The organism is Lachnospira hominis (ex Hitch et al. 2025) (assembly GCF_040096395.1).
Taxonomy (GTDB): domain Bacteria; phylum Bacillota; class Clostridia; order Lachnospirales; family Lachnospiraceae; genus Lachnospira; species Lachnospira hominis.
Genome location: NZ_JBBMES010000026.1, coordinates 1 through 17,761, shown reverse-complemented (window position 1 = coordinate 17,761; position 17,761 = coordinate 1). Strand labels below are relative to the sequence as shown.

Annotated in this window: 25 protein-coding genes and 1 pseudogene; 2 read left to right on the top strand and 24 right to left on the bottom strand. The window is 37.8% G+C overall.

The annotated features are described in order from the left end of the window. Window positions 1–155: 155 nt before the first annotated feature. The 6 genes from WMO38_RS14175 to dinB all read right to left on the bottom strand — a co-directional run bounded on the left by WMO38_RS14175 (window position 156) and on the right by dinB (window position 3,896). Complete coding sequence (locus WMO38_RS14175; RefSeq protein ID WP_349163126.1) at window positions 156–431, bottom strand: hypothetical protein; 276 nt, start codon at window positions 429–431, stop codon at window positions 156–158. A gap of 336 nt (window positions 432–767) precedes the next feature. Then, window positions 768–1,124: a helix-turn-helix domain-containing protein gene (locus WMO38_RS14170; protein ID WP_216565109.1), complete on the bottom strand. Its 357-nt coding sequence runs from the start codon at window positions 1,122–1,124 to the stop codon at window positions 768–770. Between the two features lie 587 nt (window positions 1,125–1,711). Beyond that, window positions 1,712–1,924 (bottom strand): hypothetical protein, encoded by a 213-nt coding sequence (locus tag WMO38_RS14165; protein WP_349163125.1) that lies wholly within the window; start codon window positions 1,922–1,924, stop codon window positions 1,712–1,714. A 176-nt stretch (window positions 1,925–2,100) separates the two neighbouring features. Continuing rightward, complete coding sequence (locus WMO38_RS14160) at window positions 2,101–2,355, bottom strand: hypothetical protein (RefSeq protein ID WP_004611568.1); 255 nt, start codon at window positions 2,353–2,355, stop codon at window positions 2,101–2,103. A gap of 5 nt (window positions 2,356–2,360) precedes the next feature. After that, window positions 2,361–2,603: a LexA family protein gene (locus WMO38_RS14155; RefSeq protein ID WP_349163124.1), complete on the bottom strand. Its 243-nt coding sequence runs from the start codon at window positions 2,601–2,603 to the stop codon at window positions 2,361–2,363. A gap of 42 nt (window positions 2,604–2,645) precedes the next feature. Next, window positions 2,646–3,896: a DNA polymerase IV gene (gene dinB, locus WMO38_RS14150; protein ID WP_349163123.1), complete on the bottom strand. Its 1,251-nt coding sequence runs from the start codon at window positions 3,894–3,896 to the stop codon at window positions 2,646–2,648. A 235-nt stretch (window positions 3,897–4,131) separates the two neighbouring features. Between dinB and WMO38_RS14145 the strand changes: the two genes are divergently transcribed. Further along, window positions 4,132–4,866, top strand: coding sequence for a helix-turn-helix domain-containing protein (locus WMO38_RS14145; protein ID WP_015517002.1), 735 nt, complete (start codon window positions 4,132–4,134; stop codon window positions 4,864–4,866). An 84-nt stretch (window positions 4,867–4,950) separates the two neighbouring features. After that, entirely contained in the window at window positions 4,951–5,151 is a 201-nt protein-coding gene (locus WMO38_RS14140) for a helix-turn-helix transcriptional regulator (protein WP_004611564.1), read from the top strand. A 111-nt stretch (window positions 5,152–5,262) separates the two neighbouring features. Here the strand turns inward: WMO38_RS14140 and WMO38_RS14135 are convergent. From WMO38_RS14135 to WMO38_RS14050, 18 genes and pseudogenes are all read right to left on the bottom strand, one after another. Then, window positions 5,263–5,625 (bottom strand): annotated as a pseudogene (locus WMO38_RS14135) (methionyl-tRNA formyltransferase); the annotation flags it as partial. Between the two features lie 374 nt (window positions 5,626–5,999). Then, a complete protein-coding gene (locus WMO38_RS14130) occupies window positions 6,000–6,491 on the bottom strand; it encodes a DUF3879 family protein (protein ID WP_349163122.1) in 492 nt (163 codons plus the stop codon). An 87-nt stretch (window positions 6,492–6,578) separates the two neighbouring features. Next, window positions 6,579–6,794 (bottom strand): hypothetical protein, encoded by a 216-nt coding sequence (locus WMO38_RS14125; protein ID WP_147350100.1) that lies wholly within the window; start codon window positions 6,792–6,794, stop codon window positions 6,579–6,581. A gap of 19 nt (window positions 6,795–6,813) precedes the next feature. Then, the gene (locus tag WMO38_RS14120; protein ID WP_012744349.1) at window positions 6,814–7,464 is read right to left on the bottom strand and encodes a hypothetical protein; all 651 of its coding nucleotides are present in this window, start codon (window positions 7,462–7,464) and stop codon (window positions 6,814–6,816) included. A 26-nt stretch (window positions 7,465–7,490) separates the two neighbouring features. Beyond that, on the bottom strand, window positions 7,491–7,787 hold the full coding sequence (locus tag WMO38_RS14115) for an HTH domain-containing protein (RefSeq protein WP_349163127.1): 297 nt from the start codon (window positions 7,785–7,787) through the stop codon (window positions 7,491–7,493). Beyond that, complete coding sequence (locus tag WMO38_RS14110) at window positions 7,711–7,920, bottom strand: hypothetical protein (protein WP_349163121.1); 210 nt, start codon at window positions 7,918–7,920, stop codon at window positions 7,711–7,713. Before WMO38_RS14110 ends, WMO38_RS14115 begins: the two co-directional genes overlap by 77 nt. A 13-nt stretch (window positions 7,921–7,933) precedes the next feature. After that, entirely contained in the window at window positions 7,934–8,887 is a 954-nt protein-coding gene (locus WMO38_RS14105) for a hypothetical protein (RefSeq protein ID WP_349163120.1), read from the bottom strand. A 22-nt stretch (window positions 8,888–8,909) separates the two neighbouring features. Beyond that, complete coding sequence (locus WMO38_RS14100; protein WP_349163119.1) at window positions 8,910–9,398, bottom strand: hypothetical protein; 489 nt, start codon at window positions 9,396–9,398, stop codon at window positions 8,910–8,912. 3 nt (window positions 9,399–9,401) lie between these two features. After that, entirely contained in the window at window positions 9,402–10,439 is a 1,038-nt protein-coding gene (locus WMO38_RS14095) for a DUF4885 family protein (protein ID WP_349163118.1), read from the bottom strand. 198 nt (window positions 10,440–10,637) lie between these two features. After that, complete coding sequence (locus WMO38_RS14090; protein WP_262624002.1) at window positions 10,638–11,183, bottom strand: hypothetical protein; 546 nt, start codon at window positions 11,181–11,183, stop codon at window positions 10,638–10,640. A gap of 196 nt (window positions 11,184–11,379) precedes the next feature. Then, window positions 11,380–11,904: a hypothetical protein gene (locus WMO38_RS14085; RefSeq protein WP_118088395.1), complete on the bottom strand. Its 525-nt coding sequence runs from the start codon at window positions 11,902–11,904 to the stop codon at window positions 11,380–11,382. 64 nt (window positions 11,905–11,968) lie between these two features. Further along, on the bottom strand, window positions 11,969–12,742 hold the full coding sequence (locus WMO38_RS14080) for a DUF6033 family protein (RefSeq protein WP_118542376.1): 774 nt from the start codon (window positions 12,740–12,742) through the stop codon (window positions 11,969–11,971). Window positions 12,743–12,911: 169 nt separating this feature from the next. Continuing rightward, window positions 12,912–13,187 carry an AgrD family cyclic lactone autoinducer peptide gene (locus WMO38_RS14075; RefSeq protein WP_349163117.1) on the bottom strand — a complete coding sequence of 92 codons (276 nt, stop codon included), beginning with the start codon at window positions 13,185–13,187 and terminating at the stop codon, window positions 12,912–12,914. A gap of 137 nt (window positions 13,188–13,324) precedes the next feature. Further along, complete coding sequence (locus WMO38_RS14070) at window positions 13,325–14,389, bottom strand: hypothetical protein (protein WP_349163116.1); 1,065 nt, start codon at window positions 14,387–14,389, stop codon at window positions 13,325–13,327. A 149-nt stretch (window positions 14,390–14,538) separates the two neighbouring features. Further along, complete coding sequence (locus WMO38_RS14065; protein WP_262624004.1) at window positions 14,539–14,904, bottom strand: hypothetical protein; 366 nt, start codon at window positions 14,902–14,904, stop codon at window positions 14,539–14,541. A gap of 36 nt (window positions 14,905–14,940) precedes the next feature. Beyond that, the gene (locus WMO38_RS14060) at window positions 14,941–16,476 is read right to left on the bottom strand and encodes a hypothetical protein (protein WP_349163115.1); all 1,536 of its coding nucleotides are present in this window, start codon (window positions 16,474–16,476) and stop codon (window positions 14,941–14,943) included. Between the two features lie 65 nt (window positions 16,477–16,541). Next, the gene (locus tag WMO38_RS14055) at window positions 16,542–17,282 is read right to left on the bottom strand and encodes a hypothetical protein (protein WP_349163114.1); all 741 of its coding nucleotides are present in this window, start codon (window positions 17,280–17,282) and stop codon (window positions 16,542–16,544) included. 27 nt (window positions 17,283–17,309) lie between these two features. Next, the coding region (locus tag WMO38_RS14050) for a hypothetical protein (protein WP_349163113.1) at window positions 17,310–17,761 on the bottom strand (452 nt) is incomplete at its 5' end.

Sequence of the window (17,761 nt, the reverse complement as noted above, 5' to 3'; positions counted from 1 at the left end):
CATAGCCATTATCCTTACAATACTTTTCAAGCAGCTCCGGCACAAAATGATCTGTAGCCTCTAATCCTGTTTTTGCATAATATATAATTGCTCTTTCCATCTTAAAATCTCCTTATAAACAATATTTGATTTGATACTGTGCGCACTTTATCTCCTCACATAAGCTGACTTATCAGTACCATCCACACCATCACACCTAAACATTTCTTTTCTGTCGGTGACCATAAATCAGCTTGTGTGGGAAGATAAAAAATCTTCCCAACCTCTCGGCTCTCCCCTGTCCGGGTAACATATCCTTTGCCAGCCACAAACACTTCGTAGTTTCCTGCCCATCTGGACTTACGAAAGTAGCCACTCTCTGAAAATGCATTTTGCTGAAATTCAGGTGCACTTATTATCTCATTACCTCCGGCTGCTAATCCGGTAGGCACAACCCTCTGCTCTTATCCTTAAAGGCTCCTGCTGTCACGTTTCTCATAATCGGCTGCAGCTCCGAGGATAGTCATCGCACGAAATGGGATTCTGCCACCCTGTCATAGACAAGGCGATATAAGTTCGTGGGATATGCGTGTCCTATTAAGTTGTCATAGATCAATCATGGTCAATGACAGATCAGCATTCAGTGTTCGTTTGCTCTTATATTCAGTAATCTGTGTTCCTGTCATGCTTGGTCATCAACCATGACTAAATTGTATAAAAAAAAGACGCATCCAAAAACGGAGCGTCCTTCCGAAATATCAATATTTCTTCGTAAGATTTTACGCATTTTATACTGCAACTGGTTTCCTTCGTATAATATTCAACATGTCCATAAGTTGTTGCTTTTCAAAATCAGTACATTCCTGCAGTGTTCTATCAAATGAGTCTGATATATTTATAGGTTCTATCAGAGGCTTGTCTATATTGAAATAGAAATAATCAGCAGATACATTGAATTCCTGACAAAGTCTCTTTATGAGATCATGAGGTATAGCTGTTTTTCCCTTTTCATAATTATAGATTGTGTCTCTACTCATCCCCAGTCTCTCTGCAAATCTTTCCTGACTGAGTTTTGATGCATTACGCAGTTTCTTCAGTTGCCTGCCCATCTGCTCTGCATCAAAGACTTCATCTTGGATTTCCATGTTCTGCTTCACCTCCTTTTCTCTAAATTTCGTGGAGGTAAATAAAAAAAGACCTCCACAACAAAACACAAAATCTTCTCAAGTCTAAATTTCTACTCTTCTAAAATTTTCTAATTTTGTTATGTAAGTCTTTAAATTTTTTCTTTATTAAATCAAATATGTATTAAAACTTCTATCGTACTTTGCCTAATCTTTTTTCTATCACTCTTCTATCAATTTTTCCGGCATATTTTTAAACCATTTTATACATTTCAAATATTCATTCTTATTAATCTAAATTACATTTCTTTAAGTTTAATATTTGTTCCTTTGATTTTAGACAGTTCTCAATATTCAATTGTAACTTGTACATTACCATTTTTATCCAGTTTTGTCAACACATTGCGACAAATTTTGCATTTTCTAAATATCATCTGAATACATTGGAAAATATAACAATTTCTTACATAACAAAAAACAAAACGCAGAGAAACAAAGTAACTAAGTTACCTTATTTCCCTGCGTCTCTGGTGCTTGACATTATTTCACTACACTCTGTATAGCTTTTACGAAATATGCCGCCCTTATCAGGTGAGCCATAATTCAATTTATATCTTAAATACTCCATTTTTGCTATGGCTGATTAAATATCCCTGTGTATACTTCTTCATAACCATAACGCGATCACAGCGTTCGCATTTAAGACTGATTCCATTCATCACAACTTCCATGTCGCTGCTTTTATCATCATTTATCAAGTAATCAAAAAATCTCTTTTTACATTTTTTACATCTAATTTCTATAACATTTCCTTTGTTCAATTCAGTTCGCTCCTTATTCATACAAAATCATCAATCTACAATTCTGTACTCGTAAAGGAAAGGGAAATCACCTTTGCAAGCCTTTTGCCGGGAGTTCCGATGAATGTCTGCACATTCCCCGGCTTTGCTGATCTAAAGCCAACTGATATGAATTGTGCTGTCAGCACACAATCACATCAGGCTCCGGCTCTTTCCATAAACCACATATTGTTATCTTCATAGAAAAGGAATATTTCCTTTCCATCTACCACACAGGTATAACGCTCTCCAACGCCGCCAGCCCTTGTACTGGCAGCTCTGCGCTTGTCTTTTACTCGTGTAATCTCATACTTTCTGCCATCTTCCCACGTTATCTCTTTGGGAATGAGCAGTCCGTCCTTTGAAAACTCTGCAAGTACATCAACATATACCTTATTGCTCAATGTAATCACCTTCCTTACAAGATTGCTATTGCTCTGGAAGCATCCATCTTCCTTGCTATATAGCCTTTTTCTTCTAATATTTTCAGATGTGCATAAACACTTGAAGTCGATGCCACCCCTACCATCTTGCATATCTCCCTGATAGTAGGAGCATAACCATTCACACGCTGATATTGCAAAATGCTTTCATACACATTCTGCTGCTTCTCCGTCAATGGTGCTCTGTCTACCAGATCAATTCTTGCTGCTTCGCTCATGTTCCGCCTCCCTCTTTTTTACTCTATTGGTACTTCTCGTTGCTAACCTGAAAAGTATCCATGTGGATGTACTGTGTGTTCTTCTTTTGCATTGACTGCCGACAGAATCCTGTCCCGGTACATGAGTCCCCTCTGGATACTGTAAAATCCAAATCTTCTGCGTATCTCATCCACCGCTGAATCCATCTTCATCTGCTTTTCACGCTTCTCCACATTTGAGAACAAATCAATCTGTTCCCAATAATTATCTGTTACTAAGTCTGCACCTCGGACACCAACACTGCGGATTGGTTTGCTCCAGTTATAGTTTTCCTTAAATATCTGATAAGCATATGCAGCTATCTCTCCGGTGATATTAGTTGCATGGTCAATCTTTTTCTGACGGGTAAAAGAGAATAACTCATTATCCCTGACACTTATCTCAACCACTCTGCACCTGAATCCATTCTCACGTAGTCTTGCTGCAACACTCTCAGCCAGAATATAAAGAACAATCTTTACATCCTCATCGCATACTAAATCCTTTGGTGTCGTTGTGCTGTTTCCCACCGATTTGATTGGAGCGTGGGTATTCTCCAGCTTGACAGGTGAATCATCATAGCCATTAGCAAACGACCATAAGATACTGCCCATCTTTCCAAGGTGACTGTTAAGCACATCTTCATCTGCTCTTGCAAGATCACCTATGGTTTTGATACCAAATAATGCAAGCTTTCTGTTCGTACTTTTGCCAACGTATAGAAGATCTGCCACCGGAAGTGACCATGCCTTCTGCTTAAACTCACTCTTATACATAGTTGTGATTGCATCAGGCTTCTTATAATCTGAACCAAGCTTTGCAAATATCTTATTGAAAGAAACACCAACACTTACTGTGATGCCAAGCTCTGACTTCATTCTCCTGCTGATTTCCTGTGCAATGAGCAATCCATCTCCTTTAAGGGAACTGCTCCCTGTCACATCAAGCCAGCACTCATCAATCCCATATGGCTCCTGCCTGTCCGTATATTCCGCATATATCTCATGTGCCATTCTTGAGAACCGAAGATATAAGTCCATTCTTGGTGAAACAAATGTTATGTCAGGGCAGACCTGCTTTGCCTGCCAGAGTGCCATTCCTGTTTTCACACCGTACTTCTTAGCAATATAGTCGGCTGTTAAGACAATCCCATGTCTTGCCTCCGGGTCACCGCCTACTGCCAGCGGCTTTCCTGCAAGCTCAGGATGATGCAGATGCTCAATCGAGGCATAACAACAGTTGATATCTGAATGAAGTATTACCCTGTCTCCCATCTGCATAACCTCCTGCATTTAATCTGTCACTACCATAATCTTTAGTCCAAGTATATGAGTAATGTCTCTTACAGGGCATAGTATAACCCCAAGAATAATCGACTGTCAACAGACACATGTGTCCTTTTTCTCATTATATTGGATTTTTAACTTGAATAATTGGCACTATTGCTATATACTATGGAGTGAAAAGAGACATTTGAAATCAACAAAATGAAAGAAAAGAGGCGTATGTATGTACTCAATCGGAGAAATCATTTCATCATATAGAAAAAAGAAAGGCTTGCTCCAGCAGGATCTCGCTGATGAACTGGCAAAGGAAGGCATCACTATTTCCTATAAAGCCATATCCAACTGGGAGAGAAATCTTGCTGAACCAAGCGTTACCATATTTTACAAAGTGTGTAGAATCCTTGGTATTACTAACATGTATGAAGCATATTTTGGAGTAAATCCTGCTGATCCCTTCTCATCGCTTACTGATGAGGGCAGGGAAAAAGCTATGGATTATATCAATCTGCTTCACGCATCCGGAATGTATGAAAAGCAGACTGCTAAGATAATTCCATTCCGAAGCATTGATATTTTTGAAAATGCAGTATCAGCCGGAACCGGTAACTTCCTTGTAGACGGACCGAAAGAGACTGTACGCATAGATGAATCTATCCTGCCGGAAGATACTACTTTCGGTGTCCGCATTAGTGGTGACAGTATGGAACCTGAATTCCATGATGGTCAGATTGCATGGGTATTACAACAGGAATCTGTTGCTAATGGAGAAATCGGCATATTCGCTCTAAACGGAGAAGCCTATATTAAGAAATTACAAAACGATAAAGACGGAATTTTTCTTATCTCTCTTAATGAAAAGTATGCACCTATCAAGGTTAGTGAAAATGACCGCTTAGACATATTTGGAAAAGTTCTTGGAAAATCTGATGCTTCTGCTATTACAGGACATTGCCGATAAAATTGCAAGTCCTTTTTATCGGAAACATTATTTTGCATAATTGACAATAAGAAAATATCTATAGAACTGAAAGAAGGGATTCTTATGGCGGTTACCAATAATATCAGAGAAATCCGTGAACAGCGAGGCATTTACCAGGATGACCTTGCCGCAGCTATCGGATACAGCACCAAAACTGTCGGCAGGATAGAACGTGGGGACAGCACCCCATCTGCCGAATTTATGCTGCGGATATCAAAGTACTTTAATATGCTGGTGGAAGATGTATTCCATGTGGAAGATTGAGTCGGAGCAGCAATCCGGCTCTCCTTCTATTTTAGACAGCTTTTCATATCCTTATCAACAACAACGATAAAATGCCACACAGTTATTAACAACCATGTGACATTTATACTCTTAATACAATTTTGCACCTGCTGGGATTGCATCATCTAACATTACCAGATTCAGTTTTTCTTCTCCATTTACATTGTGAATTGCAGAAAGAAGCATACCACATGAATCTATTCCCATCATAGAACGTGGTGGAAGATTTACGATTGCAAGTAAAGTTTTACCTACAAGTTCCTCCGGCTCGTAAAATGCATGTACTCCTGAAAGAATAGTTCTTTCATTCTCGGTACCATCATCAAGTGTAAATCTAAGAAGTTTCTTACTCTTAGGTACTGCCTCACAATTTTTTACCTTTACAACACGGAAGTCTGACTTTGAGAATGTATCAAAATCAACCTGCTCCTCAAATAAAGGCTCTATTTCAATACCTGTATTATTTTCAACAACTGCTGCCACATAAGCTCTTGACTGTTCTATTGTTTTTGGTATTAGCGATAAATTGTACTCCAACCATTGTTTTGTCTTTTCATCTCCCATAGCCTCTGACAAAAGAGAACTGTTTATATTTACGGAATAATCCCTGCTTCGCAAGCAATCGTATTTTTGTGTTAAATAGTTCTTATATTCATGGGCATTCTTATATGTCCTGCCCGTTTTGTTTCCAGCATTTTGTGTATCGCCATAACGATTCGTATATGACGCATAAGTTTCTATTCCTGTAACTGCCATATTAACATATCTCCTTTCATTATTCGGAGTCCTTCCAACTATGCCACCTGTTGGATTTTTCTCACCTACATCTATACTTTAAAATCTAATCCACAAAAAGTATCATCCATCTGATCTAAAATACTTGTATCAAATGCATCTCCCGGCTTCCATCCAGGATTATTTTTCTTTACCAGTGTCTCCATTCTTGAAGCATAATCTCCAGCCATTCTTCTCAATGTCCACGAAGCGGAATTTCGCTGTTCAGAAGGAATCGTATTCAAATACTGTTTGATTACATCATGTCTCTTGCTTTCTTCTGGTATATATGCACCATTGCTACTGATAAAATCCTGCTTTACAACCTTTTCTAAATCCGACTTCACCTTATCCGATACAGACACTATCTTTTTCCAATCCTTACCATTGATACAACGGTCTACCTGTTCCTTTGATAAAAAAGGTACACCATCTTTATTATAGTAATAATTGTTATTTCTATATTGACACCCAGAATCTACGGTCGTAATCCCAGTCTGCTTGTGTGAAGAATTTTTCTGAAAGAAGAATTTGTTTATTAGCAAACTTTACGAAAATAAATTTTTATTGTTAATATTTACATTCATATTTCACTCTCTCCTATAATACAAAATTGTAGCCACATTACATTTTTAATATGTATAATATACTTTTATTGTTTCAGTGGATGTTGAAACTGTTCCTTTTGTAACAATCCATATTTTCCACTTGCCTGACGGATCAAAACCATTAAAATCATTAATTGTTATTGTTCCACTCTTACTTACTGTTGTATAATTAACATTTCCATTGCCATCTTCTACATATAAATAAAACGAATCACTTCCTGAACTAACCCTACTATACACCTCTATTTAAAATTCTGAATTATGAACTCAATTCCGTTACCAGTGAAGAATATCTTTTTGTCCGGTTCTTTATATCCTCCTCACTGACACCATAATAACAATATAAATCTCTGGCTATTTTCTTAAACCTTTTTATGACCGACTTATTTCCAGAGTAAGATATTCCAAATATATTCCAGGTATAATCTACCTCTATTTCCATTAAATCCTCACCAATTTTTATTTCATATAAATGAAAATCCATGGGAATTACATTATCAGGCATTTGGTCAATCAATTTATTTCTAATTTCCATTTCATTCAAAAAATTTTTAACAGATTCTTCATTATGAAAATCTGGTTTTGGAATATCCTTCCTTTGGCCCAAAAGTTCTGGTTTATGCTGCATAATCAAACTAGCTTTTAGATTTTTCTGTCGTTCTATCCAATTTGTTGCGGCAGGATTGATTTCCACTAAATCATAATGATCCTTTGCGTATTGCACCACTTCCGCAAGGGTATGCGGGTTGGCCGCTATTCTCTTTTCTATCCTTTTTCGTCTGGATTGATAGATAGCATTTCGGATTCTAATCTTTAGAGATTGCTTTTGAGCTTCTCCAAATATAAAAACACTTGTGGGACCATCTTCACCATTTATTATGGAAACTTGATTGATACTTTTATTTTTCATAAGTGCCCTCTACTCACAAATCCCGATTATATCGGTGATTCACAATCTTTTAGCCAAAATCGCAGTTCCATAACCGTCACAGCAATTTTATACTTTACTTCGATTTCAATCTTTTCTGGTGGATTGGCTAAAAGCCTGTCAATATCATTTTCCTCAACACCAGCCATTTTTGCTATCGTTAGCTTGGATATGCCATGATAGGAAACAAGCACTTCCAAAAAACCGCTTAATTGCCTATCCTTATCTTCAATCGCTCCAAAATACAGAAATCCTGCTTTCCTGCCCGTTCTGCTGTATATGTTTGCGATAATGCTCCATTCCATCATTAGAAATAGAAAACTTTACGGATTGTTCCATCGTATGTTTTTCATTTGCCTGCTTATTTTCTTTCTGAACTTTAGCATCATTTTTTTCTATTATGGGATTCATATTATTCATATAACTAGATATTTTCATATTTTTACCTCTTTCAATTATTCAAATATCCCTGATCCAGTTCTTCTTTCGACCAGACTCTTTCATACGTTCCACCAATTTCGTCAAAAACCTTTTGCCATGTAGAAAATTTATGGATTTCCTCCATGCTATCCTTGTGATTCTGAAGCCATTCATACAGCTTTTCATACATAGAACCAGAAAACCGGACACTCCAATTGTTTTTATAATTTTCATTGTCACTGTATGACATTCCATCAGCTCCTATGGATATAATTCCCTGATCTGTCCGTTTTGCCATTCCTCTAATCTCTAAATCAGCCCAGATAAAACCTTCTTCCCGACTCTCAATTAAATTAGGGTATTTGTCAAAATACATCTCCGCTAATTCTTCATACCTCTTCCGATCCGCTTCATTTTGCAGAAGAACCTTGCCACCTCTGCCTTGTTCACCGTCTTTTACTAAATACTGGATGCCGGTACCTGAATGTGTATTTAATGTAAATCCCTGCAAAGTCTCCACATCCAGCGAATCTTTATCCATTACATTCTGCAATGCATCTTTTAATTCATCATCTAATACCAGGGCATCGTAACTCATCGTTCCATGCTCAGAAATCAAAAACTGCTTTCCTGTTGTTTCATCCTGTCTTATTTTTATATCAGAATAGGAAAATGCCCCCAAACGCTCCCCGTCTTTATTGTATATATCAAAACATTCAGCTTCATTATCGGGTACGATTCTATAATTTTCGGATTCGTACTCTGAATATTCCTGTTTCAAAGTATTTATCGTTTTTCCTGACAGTGCCAGATAAGAATCCATCACTGTACTTTTCTTAGCATGATTGATATCCGCTCTACTGCTAATATCCTCCTTATCCACCGTCTGAGCCAAAGTGTCAGCCCACTTATTCTGGTTCCGATTTGGTTTTAGGTTGTTATAACCTGTTGAATAACGGCTCTCCGCTCCTATACTTCCAATCATTTTTTAAATTCCTCCCGGCATTTTATTCTCTTATTTTAGATACCAACACGGTATAAAATTCTTTTTCCTGTTGCAGATATGCTGCCCTTTCATCTGTAACGGCTGCCAGCGGATTTTCTATTCTCTCCAATACTTTGTCGATAGCTGCTAAATAACTTTCTTTCGTTTCACCAAAAATATTGTCATCACCACCTGTCAGAAAATCCTGCTCTACCGATAGCTGCGTTAATATACTGGTTACATCCGTCTGAAATGGATTAAAACCAGTTTCTTCCAATGTTTCCTGCCATGCTGCCTTGACACTCTGCGGCACTGTCTGAAGGTAATAACCACTCATATAAGCAATCTGCTTTTTGGTTTTTTCGTCTGCAAACTGATAGGTTCTGTTATTCACTTTTTTTGTACTTTTTCCTTTCGATGGAATATAAGACCAGTTTGGTTCTCCATTACTACCAGAAGTAATTAGCTGTTCCCTTCCAACTGTTCCTATATTTGAAAAAGAGATTCCCATTAATCACACTCTAGCTTCAAACATACTTTGACTAACACCTTTCATCCACATATTCTGTGTTGCTCCATATCCTTTTTCCTGCCCTATATCATACAATCCACTGCTGTCAAATCCTATTTTCAATACTAAATCATTTTCTTTTTTCCAGCCATTCTTAGCATATTCCAACCATCTATTAGAATAAAGTTCATACCCTGCGCCATTTTTAGCCTTTTCCTTAAACAAGGCAAGTAAATCTGTGCCATCCTCTGCAATAAAAGTACCATTTCTATATGTCGCATTGCGTGCATCATACCCTGTTGTCTCATACACTTCATGCCATAAAGAATATTGGTTTGCCTTTGTCATATTTGCCTGCGAATTAACAATTTCATTATCTGCATCATGCATACAAATCCACGCATGCGTCCAAATATTTTTTGCATTATCCCCTTCATTCAGTAATGTTTCTATCTGCGATAATGTATCTCTATCTGCATTTCCCGACACCGTTAGCTGATATGTATATGGGTCAATAGAAAATACCAGATCTGCCTGTTTTGATATTGATATCCCATTCTTTGAAAGTAGATTTGAAATTTGCTGATTTACAACACTTCTGGCATACTGTTTTTCCCTGTCAGTATTGCGTACATAACCAACACTTCTTGAACCACCTGTATATACATCCTTGTAATTCCTTAATGCATAATCATACCGGGCAAATCCAGCCGAATATTTTCCTCCTGTTTGTAACATTCTTTTCTCATTGCGGTAAGCTATGGAACGCTGATCTTCTGTCATATATGAGCAAAAATTAGGTGAGGTCACATCACAATATTTTGATTCGATATATGCCATTGGATCAGAATGAGACAAATTTTCTTTGTACACTTTATCATAATGCTCCTGCAAAACTTTTTGTACGAAACGATCCTCCTCTGTAAGTCCATCATATTGATATCCTACAGTTGTATCAGCGCTGGAAGTATTGGGCAGGTTGTTTAAATCCCTGCCCGCTGGAATGTTATTATAATAGTCAGAATTATTTACAGTAACCATACTATACCACCTACCTTATAATCTGTATCATGTGAATCATACTGAAACCCTATCGATAAACTTTTTTCATTTTATTTTCCACATTTTTTCTTCATTATCCGGAGTTCTTCCGACTGTGTCACCTGTTGGCTTTCTCTCAGCCTCAATATGATATGTAATCCAAGTTCTCTTTTTTTCCTATGTTCAAATGACTAAGCACTATTTATACTTACTATTTGCACTTGTCAGATCAAGATATGTATCCATACTTTTCGTCCAAAGCAACGATAAGTCAAACCTTCCCAATTTGTTTAAATCTTCTATGCTTTTTTTGAACATTGCGATAAAATCTCTTCTGTCGTTAAGTCCCATATTACCAGCTTCAAGTGGCAGAGACGTGAAACCTCCCTGCTTTTCCACTTTGTAATGTGCCTCCAATGCACGCATTTCGACTACTGTAGCATTTGATGGATTAACGTCATTTATATATATTCTTTGTTCAAACTCTTTTCCATTTTCATCCACACCTTTCGCTAACACTACAGGATTTTCATCCGTCGAATCATCCGCATATTTAAGGCAATAAGAAAGACCTGTACCATTACCTCCTGTCCACAACATATTATCTGTTGTGAATATCTGATATACCTTCGGTGTTTCTGCCGTATAAAATGTCTTTTCCCCAGATGCAGGCGTTTTCATATGATTACCTTTTTGTTGACCGTACAGTGAAGATACGGTATTCATACCAGAACCAATGTTCATATTTCTGTTCCTCCAATCAGCTCAAAATTTTCTCTATATGCCAGTCCAGTTTCTGCCTCAACTTTTTTGGATAAAAGTGTTTTCAACACCTAATCCCATATTAACTTTCCACGGTTCTTCTGTCAGTCGGAACCGCACCTGCTCTCTCCTATGGAGTCCAAGCTTACTTTTTCTACTATATTCAAATAACTAAGCCCTATTTATGCTTACTGCTTGCATTTAGATAAGTATTCATATTTCGCATATAAAACATCTGCAAATCATACCTTCCTAATTTATTCATATCCTGTATAACCTTTTCAAAGCTGGATATAAGGTCGCATCTGTCATTTAATCCCATACACCCAGTTTCTTGCGGAAAAGAACTGAGACTATTCCCCTTGTCGACGTTATAATATGCCTCCAAAGCACTCATTTCAACATAAGAAGCATTTCTCAAATTAATATCATTAATGTTAATCTTTTCTTCAAATTCTTTTCCATTTTCGTCAACGCCTTTGGCTATCACTACAGGATTATCCTCTGTTGACTCTTCTGCGTATTTAATATAAAACGAAAGTCCTGTTCCATTTCCACCTGAAAACAACATATCATCCGTCTTTAAATACACCTTCACTGATGTCTGAGAAAATGCCTCATTTTCGGCAACATATGTTTTGCTATTATTTTGCTGCTTTCCAAATACTTCCGATGCACTTTGCACTCCCGAACCAATACGCATTTAATTACCTCCTAGTATAATATTATATATCGATTATTATAAGTTGATATAGTCAGTAAAGTCCTCAATTATCAATTGTACTTTTTATTATGTTTTCATTAAAAGTATTGGCAATATTTTCATAAGCAGCTATGGCAACCGCCCTATCTACTTCCGATAATACATTAACAGCCGATATATTATCATCAAAAGCCGCATCTTTTTTACTCTTTTGCATATTAATCTCTTCTATCTGTCTGCGCTTTTCTGCCGCCTCCTCACTGCGCTCTAAATATTGTCTACGCCGTTTAGCCTTCTCTTCATCTTCAGCTTTCATTTGCGCCTCTATCTTTGCTTTTTTTTCTGGTGAAACATCTCCACAAACATAATAGTGTGCAGTTCCATCCGGGTGAATAACCATACCATAAGATTGAATCTCAAACCCCCCGACTGCCATCTGCGCCTTCACAGTTGACTGCGAAGCAAAAAAATCCTGTATCATCTTTTCGTAATAAGCTGCTTTTTTGGGATCATTTGCCATTGTTTCCAAAACATTGGGTGCAATCACAATATTATTCATCCCATATGTCCCCGTCCCCAATGAATCCATACTCTTTTGATCACTTCCAACATTTTGGATCATTATATTCCCATATTTAGCCTTTAAATATTCAGTGTAGGTATCTACTTTTGAAACACTATTTTCATTTGGCTTCTGTACTTTCTCTGTATTATCACCCTCTTTAGCAGATAAAATCTTATTGAAATCTAAATGATTGGCTTGCCCTGTCGTCTTATTCTGTTGATACCTATAATTCTGATTATAAGCATTAACTGAATTTTCAACGCCTAATCCCATATTAACTCCTTTCCACGGTTCTTCTGTCAGTCAGAACCGTACCTGCTCTCTCCATCCGAAGCCCAAGCAGTAACCTTTAATTGATTTATTGGAGTTATCTTACTCCTTTTGTTTTGCCATTACGATAATCACAACCGCAACACTCCACAAAATATTTCATTATTCTGACCTAGTTTCCCCTTTTCTTCGGTCTTTTCGGCTGGTGATAAATCGCTGAACACTCTGCCGTCCTGCCAAGAACTGTTTTTTCCACTTCATTCCGGGCAATTCTCTCCACTACTTTCAATACCTTGATTGTAATCTTTTCTGCTTTCTTCATCTTACCTTTACCTCCTGTTTCAATAATTTTGCTACGCACATCAGAAGCGAACACAATATGATAGCGATTGACATATAACTTACATAGAGCTGGTTCATCCCCAAGATGTATATTTTTTTTTATCATATTTGTGCCTTAATCTCCACTTGTATCATTTACAATATTGCTTGTAACAAGTGTCCCTATGTGAAAGGCACACTCTACACTTTATTGTTGTTATCTTCCATTTTCCGAGCAATTATAACTTTTCCAATCTACGTTTATCAAATGCTCCAAAATTTAGATGCCAGCTCCCGATTTATGATAGATGAGAGAAAATTAGGATTATTATTCTGGAACACTTTCAGACTTTCAAAAAAAGCCGCTTTATTCTCTGTCTTTATATCTGAAAAAGTTGCATCCAGCTTCTGATCTTTTACATTTTTCTCCACATATTCCTCCGACTGCTTTTCGTAATTATCAACCATCGAAGGATTCTTTTTCACTGCCCCTTCATACCAATTTGTAAGGTATTTTAATGCATTAAGCTGTCTGTCCTCATTGCTGCTTTCTTTACTAATCTTCTGATATTCCGTGTATGCACTGCCGTCCATCGTCCTCATCATATCAAGCGCATTTGTAGTCTTTACAAGATTGCTACCATGTCCAAGATATGTACCTTTCCCTACTCCATAGTCCATATTTCCGTTATTGTCAGCTTTTCCTGCGCTCGCAAGCTTTGCGATAGACTCCATTGCTTCCAAAAATGGTTTTCTGCTATCTTCCGGGATAAAATTCTCTGCCGCATATTCCGCTTTTTTCATACCAAGTGAAATATTTGCCTGCCGTTCTTCCTCTGTCATAGAGCCAGTATTTCCAACAAGGAAATTCTGACGGATGATATCATACACAAATCCCTGTTCCTCTTTGCTGCAGTTCTCCACCGCAGATGCAACCGCCTTGTCTGCACCATACATTCCGGAATATGCCGGAAGTTCTAGTAGGTTATCAACCTGCGTAATTTCTTTTTGAAACGCTGCATTTCTCGCCTCCATTGATTCCCGCTGCTCCTGTGTTACATTGGCATCCACTATACCTTTCTTGTTTTCCACAAGTGCAGCCATTCCATCTCCCGAAAATTCAACAATAACCGCATCTCCATACTGCGAACCGATGTCCTTCATCGCCTGCAGGGTTTCTTCCCTTGACATCTTGTCCATAATCTTATTGCCATGTTCATCTGTAGTGTTAAATTCATACTTTACAAGGGTGTCTTTCTTATATATACCATTCCCGTATGAGGGAATATTCGTTGTTCCTCTGTAAAACTGACTGTAATCAATATTCATAATATACACTCTCCTCTACTTTATTTTTTCTTAGGTATTTGTGAAATACCAAAAGTCTCATAAATACAATATTTTTACCACATAAAACATACTATATTTTTATAGTTTCATACTTGTATATATATCTTATGCAAACATATAATATCTGCCTAAATCATCAACTTTATATACATTATTTCCGGTATATGATCTAAAGTGATCGTAATATCCTTATTATAGGTATCCTTCGCGAAACTTAATGCCCGGTACTCTGTAATATTGAATTCGTAATAGTCCACATCCTCCGTATCCGATAAACTTCCCTTTAAATATCCGTCCGGCTTATTGATAAGTGCCGTCAGATCCAGTGTTCTTCCAAACTCATCCTGATCCGTATATTTATTTGTTTTCCAGAAATAATCATTGGAAACTTTACTATTTTCTACTGCAATATTTTTATCAGTGGGTAAACCTTTTTTCTTAAAATCATATCCCACAAGCTGCGCATGCATCTCTACTGTGCGGGTTATTACCATCTATTCATTCTCCTTGTGTATAATTACTTTTCATAATCATAATACTTTCCTGAAACTATACGCATACATATCCGAATACATGTTATCATGCGGTTGTGGCGTCAGCCTTCTATCCAATGCCGCCATATCCACCGTAATACCACTGTCTGCCACAGAAAAAGCACCATTACTGAATTGAAACTCCGAAGTAAAGTCTGGAATCCCCAGATCACCGCTTGTCCGGTTATGTCCTATAATATTTATCAATGCATCCTTTATCCGCTCTATCTTGGCATTGTCCTTTGTTTTGTTAATCAGATTAGCAGCTTTTCCCGGCAGCCCGCCAATCTTTCCGTCTGGTGTCAGGTAAAGGTTCTCCAGAGAAATATCTTCTCCCGTAACCCCTTTTAAGTAACGCCTGACTTCCTGCACATCCGTGGCATACTGGTAGGTATTGGACGACAGATTTCCCACACTGTCAGCAATTCCTGTGTAATACTGATACATCCGGTCACTGTACTTTTCCTCTACCAGTTTCTGAACCTGTTCCCGGACTTCTTTATCTTCGATACCGCTCACTGTTACATTCCCATTGCTTTCAATCTTTATCTGCATTCCCTCCAGCTCATCACGGGAGATACCTTTGCTTTCCAGATCCTTTACAAAATCCTCGGAAAAATCATGTTTCAGTTCCGCCTTCTGCTGTGCTTTCTCAAAATCTTTCAGATTGGCAAAAATCTTCACATACTCCATTTCCGCATCATCCAGTGTCTTTCCTTCCGCCATGTCCTGCAACAATTCATCCACTGTGCGCCCGCCTTTGTATTTCTTTTCTTCCGGCAGACTTTCAAACTGCTTCTGGTGGAATTTCTCCATTTCTTTTGTATAATTTTTCTCTGTATCCATCAGGACTTCATTATATTTGTCGAGGTATTCCCTCCAATTTTCATCTTTCCGGCTGTATGCACCGTGAAGGTTCCCGAATGCCTCCCTTATGGCATCGGTCTTTTCCTGTTCTTTATTTTCCGTAACCTTGAAACTGATTTTATAATAATCATGCGGAGAAACTTCTTCCCCATTTTTGTTTTCTATTTTGATACAATATTTATTGGTATTTGTATCCCAGTTCGGGATGGTCAGTGTTTTACGTCCTTCCCCGTCCCATTCTGCCTTTCCGACCTGATTGCCATATTCATCATATAAGGTGAGGTCATAATCACAGCCTTCCGGCATGTCCATGTATATTTGAACCCCAAAATAATTCTGTATGGTTCGATTAAATGGAATGGAAAAGTTGTAGAAATCCACATCCTTTTTATCACTGAGATTTCCTTTCAGACTGCTGGTTTCGTCCTTAATCAGAAAATCCAGATCCAGAAACGTACTTCCCTTCTTCTTGTCCGAAACCTCATAAGTGGTATGCTGTCTGCGATAAGTGTCATTGCTGCCAAGTGTACAGGAATCTTCCTGAAGTGTCATATTTTTCTTCAGTTTCCCTTCAAAAAATGCCACTGTTTCCTTTCCAGACATGAAAAAAATCGGTTTTTGACGAAATGCCGCCCCATATGTAGAATGATTACTGTTTATTTCCATTTCTTATCCTTCCTCCCGAAAAATATCTTACCTGTATTCTTATGCTTTCCTGTCAAAAGATGAGCCTACAGTATAACAGGATTATCCGGTAAAATAATACTGCTTTTCTCATATGCTGCCGTCGCCAACTGGCTATTTAGATATTCGTTTTGTACAGCTTTTCGTCTTGCCTGTGCTCTTTTTACTGCTTCCTTTTCCTGTTCTTTCATAAGTTCTTCCATTCTTTCGTGGCGCTTCTCCCACCAAGATTCTCCGTCATTCGCTGTTTCTGATCCACTCTTTCCTACTGGACCTGCATAACCGTAACATTCTTCTGGTGACGCTCCAATAACATCAAAACTAACATTATTTGATCCTACCGGCAAGCCTTGAACGGAATATGCTGAACGAACTCTGTTCAAAACATAGTTCTCATATTCAGGATCATTTTTCATTCTTTCAAAAGCTTCTTCCTTAATCACAATCGACCCTGAAGAAAATGTGGAACGAACCCATCCGCTTACGGGAAATTGGGATATTTGATTCATAACCCATTGTTTATACTCATCCAGTGACATCTCATCTTTTGATTTTTCAGAAACCACGCTATTGTTTACAGCATTGTTTATCCGAGGTGGATAATCAATCGTCACATCTCCCGGATACATCACATTACTTGTATCCGCTGAATTTTTACTTTCCTCTACTTTCTTCACCGCATTTACAAAAGTATCTTTTGATGTAGTATTACTTCTGTTTTTTGCAGAAGTTAAGTAACTGTCAGCATACGGATTTCTTCCTATACCATTCACATTTATACCTGCCATTTATGTCCCTCCTATTTACCATTGCATCTACCCATTTATCACATTCATTCCTTTTGAAATACTTTCAACTTTCACCGAATCCTCAAATGTGACTGTCATCTGTGTATCGTAAGTTTTCCATTCAAACTGCGACCAGCTTACACCGTTACCGGTATGATCATAAGCCTTGATTGCATCGTTATATTGCTTTTTTTGTTTTTCTGAATATTCCGGCACATTTTCAGTATTATTTATTTCCAACAACATTCTTAAACTATCCGGCACTCCATCTATCGCTTTTCTCCACGCTTCACTCTGTTGCTTTGCAACCGCCATCTCATACTGCATAACATAATCCTGATATGCCTTTTCTCTTGCGGCACTTGCTTCTTTATCTACCTTTAACAACTGCCGTTTGGTATCTTGCTTCATAAGCATTAGACGCTTTTGACAACAGCCTTTCATTGTTCCACGACCGTAATAATCGGCTTCTTTCCTGT